Below are 6,092 nucleotides of genomic sequence, written 5' to 3'. Positions count from 1 at the left end.
GTTTCAGTTGCACCGCTGATTAGAGTTTTCCGCCCGTTGGTGTTTCGCCAGGTATTCCCATGGCGTCAGGTCTTCCAGTGAATCGTGGGGACGCTCATCGTTGTATTCCGTTATCCAGGACTCGGTCAGTTCTCGGACTTCGGTGAGGTTCCGGAAGACATACATGTTCAGGATCTCGTCCCGGTAAGTTCGGTTGAAGCGCTCCACGTAGGAGTTCTGAGTCGGCTTCCCTGGCTTAATAAACTCCAGCGATATGCCGTGCTGTTCCGCCCAATCTGCCAGGGCGATGGAGATGAACTCCGGGCCGTTATCCATTCGCAATCTGGCCGGGTAGCCTCGCCAGGCGATGATGCGCTCCAGAACCCGGATGATCCGTGGGGCCGGCAAATTAAGGTCGATCTCGATGGCCAGTACCTCCCGGTTAAAATCGTCCACCACGTTGAAAGTGCGGAACCGGCGACCACAGAACAGACTGTCGTTCATGAAATCCATCGACCAGCACCGATTAACGGTGACTGGTACGCTCAATGGCTCCGGGTTTCGGGTCGGGAGTCGTTTCTTACCCCGTCGTCGTTTATTCAGGTTGAGTGCACAATACAGCCGGTGTACCCGCTTGTGATTCCATCCGTGACCCCAGCGTCGCAGCACCTTGAACAGTTTGCTGAAGCCGTAGGCGGGATAGCGTTCAGTCGCGCTCTGAAGCGCTGCAATCACTGGTTCATCCCGGGAAGTATCCGGCCGATACCGGTACACAGAGTCACTGATGCCAGCGATTCGACAGGCTCTGCGAATGCTGACGCCGTGAGCCTGCTTGAGGTAATCCACCAGTTCTCGTCGAACGGCTGGCTTTACAGCTTTTTTTCGATCACATCCTTGAGCAGTTTGTGATCCAGGCTCAGCTCCGCGTACATCTGCTTCAGCCGGCGGTTTTCCTCTTCAAGCTCCTTGAGGCGCTTCACATCAGAGGCTTCCATGCCGCCGTACTTGGATTTCCAGTTGTAGTAGGTCGCATCGGAGATGCCGTACTCCCGGCAGACTTCCTTGACCAGGCGACCGCCCTCGACCTCCTTCAGGATCTTGACGATCTGGGACTCGCTGTACCGTGATTTCTTCATGTCGTTCTCCGTTTGCCTCATTGTAGGCCGGAGAACTCTAATTACGCATGCACCGATTTTAGGGGATGGTTACAAGAGAACCACCTCCCTATCCGCCAACTCAATAATCGACCAGGTAGACGATGGATCGGTATAGGCGGTTCGAAGGAAGGTACTGAGTAGGTGTTTGACTGTTCTCGTACTTCATCCCCAGAACACAGAATGAAGTGTCGATGGTGGAAGAAATGGGATGAATTCTTGAGAAGTTATTGGTCCTCAAGCCAATCCCTGAGGTACCCAGGTACCACCAAATGGAATCTTGCCCTGGATGCAGCGGTATAGATTGCTGACAACTTTGATGCCAGCTGGAAAGAGGAGTTTTCTTCATTGAGGTCTGAAAGTAGTTCTGGAGCCAGAACCACCGTATCAACCTCCGCATTCTTAGCATCCTCGACTCGACCAAGTGTGATTTTCGCCTTCTCCAGCGGGACCATAGAGGTGACACTGTTCTCGAAGTCCTGGTGGGAATAGCCTTTCTCCAACATTCTGGCGATCCGTAGGAAAGCATTATTCGATTGCTGGGACCGGGCCAGGGATTCCCAATCCGGATATCTAAAAAGGAATGGGTGCCGAGATCGTGTGTTCTGCTGGTACAGATCAATACACCCCTTCATAAGATTACTGAGGGAGTGGCGAGCGCCGGGGAGGACTGCAAACTTGGCACGTTGATGCGAAAGACGCTGCATCCATTCCAATACGCTCCATTCGTCCCGCACAAGGATCATAGCCGGATGATCGGGCACCGCAGGTTTCTCATAGAACGAGACCAAAGTTCTTTTTGTCGAGTTGCCGACTACAGGGGAATATGAACGGATGGGATGTTTCTCCAAAATGGGGTTCAAAACACTCTCTATCTGCCGGCCGGCCCGGACATTTAGGTGGATTTCGCGTGAACGAATACTCGGCCTTCGAGACTGAGATGTTCCGGATAAACGTTGGTACTGATCCCCAAGGGTAATAATCGAACTCGGCGACTCATCGAGAATCTTCACCATACTTGGGGTCAGCTCATGGCTCTCATCGACGATGACATGCAAATAGCCTGGCGGTATCGAAGCCCCACGCAGTGAGAGCAACTTGATTCTGTGGTAGCCGCGCAGAGGGAGCATAAACTCCAAAGAGCTCGGAGCCTCAATTTCAGCCCACAACCGCCTGGCGTTAGCGATGAGTATCCCCTTGTCTGCCTCGGAGAACCGATCTGCTGTTCGTGGCAAATGGTGCCCATCAATTTCATCGTCATCTGAATGGCAAAAGCTGGCGACTATCCTCCTGCACATTTCAGCTACGGTGGCTGGACCCAACGAGGCCACCGAGCTAAATGAGAAATGCTGAGCTATGTCCTGGTCCGAAACCAGGAAGTTACTGGAGGATCTGCGAGGGAGCTCATTGCTAACAATGCCAGCGTCCTCGAGTAGCATCCGATATGACAGCGAAGCAAATGTCTCAGCGTGGATAACAGGGTTCCCAATCCGACGGAGGAGGGCGTCAAGCTGTGTTTTGGTCTGAGCGAGCAGTAGTGTTTTGCTGGCGCCGAAGGAGTCGACAAGTGCTCTGACCAAATGAGTCTTTCCACCGCCAGCAGTACCTTGGATGTGGAGGGACTCCTCGTTATCTGCTAAGGCCTGTGTCAGGATCCGGCCCTGGGGGTCAGTAAAAAGCGATGTTTGACCAGGAGCTGTCTCAATCGCGTGGATAAATGGATTGCGAGTACGGCTGAGACGCTCGATATGCCCAAAATCCCAAGTGCCATCATGCTTTACGACATCAGCAACCTTCTCCTCATCGTTGAGGAGACCGATCTGCTCACGCTCCAGTAAACGCAATCCCTCGTTGAACTCTTCCTGGGACCAGGCCCCTTTAACATTTACCCGAAAATCGGCCAGATCAACTTCGTTCTGGATAGCCGATAGCAGATCCGCCAGAGCCCGCTCAACCAAAAGGGCCACGTTCTTACCTGCGGAGCAAAGAGCCGGTACTTTCTGAATCAGATACACTGAGATCAGTTCGGTTTTGTTCGCCGCTTCAGCCCATGAGTCTATTGATAGGCTGCTCTGCAGCTCCAATGTCTCAAAATCACTAAGAGGGAGAACAAGCGTGGTTGGCTTTTCCTCAGCTACCATTATGAGGCTCCTGGGTTTACATTGTCTCGGAATGTGGCGGACTACTTTGCCGGCTGTTTTCCGCCAGCTCAAGAAGAAATCATAAGCCGGCTATTGCGATTTGAAAGCCGCCCCACACATTCATTCGCTGTATCTTCTTCTAGCCCATATGCTGCTGATTGGCTGTGGCCAGTAAGGAACCATAAATTGAAAGATCGGGTCCTGATGGCGTATCCGCCATCTGACATTCCATTTCTGCCTCCATACGAGGAATTTGTCCGGCTCATCGGTCTCAGCGGCGGTATGGCTGGAGCAATCCGAAATGTGGCCATCGAGATGGGTAAGGTGCCACCGGATGCCAAGACCTTGCGAAAGGCGTTTCGAGAACCAGTTACGCGGTCCGTAGCTGAACGAATGAAAGCCATCTATGAGTCGAGGATTTCTGATTCCAACGCCATTGACCGAATCATAGAGGAGTTCCGTCCCTGGGAAGAGCTTCAGTTGAGAAGTAATGGTGCCAGCTGGCTTCCGGCTATTCGGTCGTTTAGAGACTTAATACTCAAAGACCGTTTTCCCGAATCCCGAGCGGAGCAATTTCTTCAAACCAGAATAGATGCTGAGTACGATTTCCTGAAGGAAATAAAGCCGGTTGTCCACGCAAAGACGCGGAGCACCGCGGATCTCGAACTGACCCAATCAGCGTTGAAGCGACTTCTTCAGCACCATACATTCATAGGAAAAGAACTCATCGAGGAGGCATGCGAGATAACCAGATCAGATTCGGGGAAATTCGCCAGGAACGCCAGCGCTGAGCAGCGGTTCTGGCAAGACATGCGAATCGATTTTTACTACAACCTACTGTCACAGATCTCCCTGGACGTTCTGGAGTCCCTCAATACCGAAGACATAACACCCCAGGCTCGTGAAATGCTGGTGACTCAGGGATTTGTTGGCAGCCTGGCACCAACCGTGGATCAGGAGGGAAATATCACATTTCCCTTTACTCACCTCTTGGAGGAATGGCGTCGAGTGTTTTCAGGTGAGGAAGAAGAGGTTCTGCCTCTGCGACGATTGGCGGATTCGATCCCGCATCCGAGTGATGAGCAGATGGCCAGACTGGATCCAGCGACGAGGGAATATCAAGACCTAGCGTCGCAAGCCCGAGAAACCCGTAAAACGCGATTGAAGGAATGGCGAAGTGGAGTGTTGCCGAAGGATGACCAGTTGGAGGGGTTTGTTCTAAACCTGGTGCCTGACCAGGCTGAGTTCCGATATGCCCATTTCAGAGCCCAATTGTCTGTTATCTGGAATCGCCTGATCAAACAGGAGGTAGCCCGTCACCGGGATGATGGGGCCCTTTATCAGCTGAAGGAAGGACTGCTATTCAGGTACGAGGACATCTGGGGAAACTATAAGGATCAGGCTGCCAAGACTATGGCAGCCTGATCCTTAGACCTTATTCCCTAGGACCATTGCCTCGGCCACCACCAGAAGGATTGCCAGTGGTGCTGGGGTAGTTACCGCCTTCGAAATCAGATGCTTTAGCCATGATTGAGCTCCTTTGGTTGATTGTTTTGCTGGCCTGACTCGGCCAACACGGAAATGATCTCAGTCTTTGGTGCTTTGCAGCAGGGGAGTCGCTACGGGAAATAATTGAGCGGTGGGCCTAGTTGCTCACGCTACATCGAACACTCCGTGGAATACGGCTTTGCCCTACCCCAGAATTTCGGTCCATTAAAAACTGGAAAATCCGGCATGATAGAGCCTTGAGCAGGAGAGCATGCCTTGAAGCGATCCCGTTACACCGAAGAGCAGATCGCCTTCCCTGAAACAGGCCGAGCTGGGTACGCCGGTCGGAAGTGTACCGCAAGATGGGCATGTCTGATGCGACGTTTTACACGTGGCGCAAGAAGTACGGCGACCTGGGTCTGTGCCTCCGTGGTTTCAGCTCGCCGACTGCTGAGCCTTGCGGACCTTTTCGATCCCTAGTTTTGTAGCGGCAATCGTCAACCTTTGGTAACTACTTGGAAGTAGTCGTTGCAGCATGTCTAGAAATTTGGCATCAGCCCCAATCAGCACCCTACGGGCATTGCGTTCGACCCCATTCGCAATAATCCTAGCGGCCTTCTCCGGTGAGGTACGCGCAATGCGGTCTAAGAAATCATCTCGCATCTGGGCATCATCGATAGGCCCGCTATGGAGTTCGGCTAGGCTCGGGGAAAGGCGCGCGGAGTGAGCGATTTGGGTTTTAATGCCGCCAGGAATCACGCAGGTGGCAGAGACACCACAATCAAGCATATCCAGCTCCTGGCGCAATGACTCTGTGAACCCACGCACTGCAAACTTGGAAGCATTGTAAGCACTCATTCCGGGCTGGGCACAGACACCAAATATGCTAGCGACGTTCACGATGTGGCCACGACCAACCTCACGCATGTGAGGCAAAAACGCCTTACTGCCGTTGACGACCCCCCAGAAATTGGCCGCCATGACCCACTCATAATCACCGAAGTCATTACCATCGACGGTGCCACTCTGCGCGACCCCCGCGTTATTGACAAGGAGGTCAACCGAACCAAGTTCAGTGACCACTTTCCCCGCCCAATCGAACATGGCCTGGCGCTGAGTGACATCAAGCACCGAAGTTCGAATATCAACACCATGCTGGAAAGCTAGACATTCGGTTTCCTCCAGCCCCTTCTCATCTACATCAGCCAGTGCCAAGTCGAAACCACGGTTCGCCAGTTCCAATGCCAGGGCGCGCCCAATACCAGAAGCAGCTCCTGTGACAGCCGCGATACGTTTGTTGTTGTTCGCCATTTGTACTACTCCAAGTTTG

Annotated in this window: 4 protein-coding genes and 1 pseudogene; 2 read left to right on the top strand and 3 right to left on the bottom strand. The window is 52.8% G+C overall.

The window, feature by feature from the left end:
- Positions 1-3 precede the first annotated feature (3 nt).
- Together ACJO3T_RS19655 and ACJO3T_RS19650 are read right to left on the bottom strand one after the other, a co-directional pair.
- A protein-coding gene (locus ACJO3T_RS19655; protein ID WP_406977608.1) for an IS3 family transposase occupies positions 4-1,115 on the bottom strand; the annotation gives its coding sequence in 2 pieces (ribosomal slippage) (positions 4-854 and positions 854-1,115; 1,113 coding nt in all).
- Positions 1,116-1,360: 245 nt separating this feature from the next.
- Positions 1,361-3,274: an AAA family ATPase gene (locus ACJO3T_RS19650; protein ID WP_406979592.1), complete on the bottom strand. Its 1,914-nt coding sequence runs from the start codon at positions 3,272-3,274 to the stop codon at positions 1,361-1,363.
- A gap of 186 nt (positions 3,275-3,460) precedes the next feature.
- On the opposite strand from ACJO3T_RS19650, the gene ACJO3T_RS19645 reads away from it, so the two are divergent.
- The gene (locus tag ACJO3T_RS19645; RefSeq protein WP_406979591.1) at positions 3,461-4,699 is read left to right on the top strand and encodes a TroA family protein; all 1,239 of its coding nucleotides are present in this window, start codon (positions 3,461-3,463) and stop codon (positions 4,697-4,699) included.
- Positions 4,700-5,038: 339 nt separating this feature from the next.
- Positions 5,039-5,184: pseudogene (locus ACJO3T_RS19640) on the top strand (transposase); the annotation flags it as partial.
- A gap of 13 nt (positions 5,185-5,197) precedes the next feature.
- Here the strand turns inward: ACJO3T_RS19640 and ACJO3T_RS19635 are convergent.
- Positions 5,198-6,073 carry an SDR family NAD(P)-dependent oxidoreductase gene (locus tag ACJO3T_RS19635; RefSeq protein ID WP_406979589.1) on the bottom strand — a complete coding sequence of 292 codons (876 nt, stop codon included), beginning with the start codon at positions 6,071-6,073 and terminating at the stop codon, positions 5,198-5,200.
- Positions 6,074-6,092: the final 19 nt, after the last annotated feature.

Source organism: Marinobacter shunpengi, from assembly GCF_045449715.1.
In the GTDB taxonomy this organism is placed as follows: Bacteria; Pseudomonadota; Gammaproteobacteria; order Pseudomonadales; family Oleiphilaceae; genus Marinobacter.
This window is presented reverse-complemented; position numbering and strand designations above follow the sequence as displayed.

Excerpts from the sequence above, each read along its gene's own strand:
- ACJO3T_RS19650 (WP_406979592.1), bottom strand. The coding sequence starts at position 3,274 with ATGGTAGCTGAGGAAAAGCCAACCACGCTTGTTCTCCCTCTTAGTGAT.
- ACJO3T_RS19635 (WP_406979589.1), bottom strand. The coding sequence starts at position 6,073 with ATGGCGAACAACAACAAACGTATCGCGGCTGTCACAGGAGCTGCTTCT.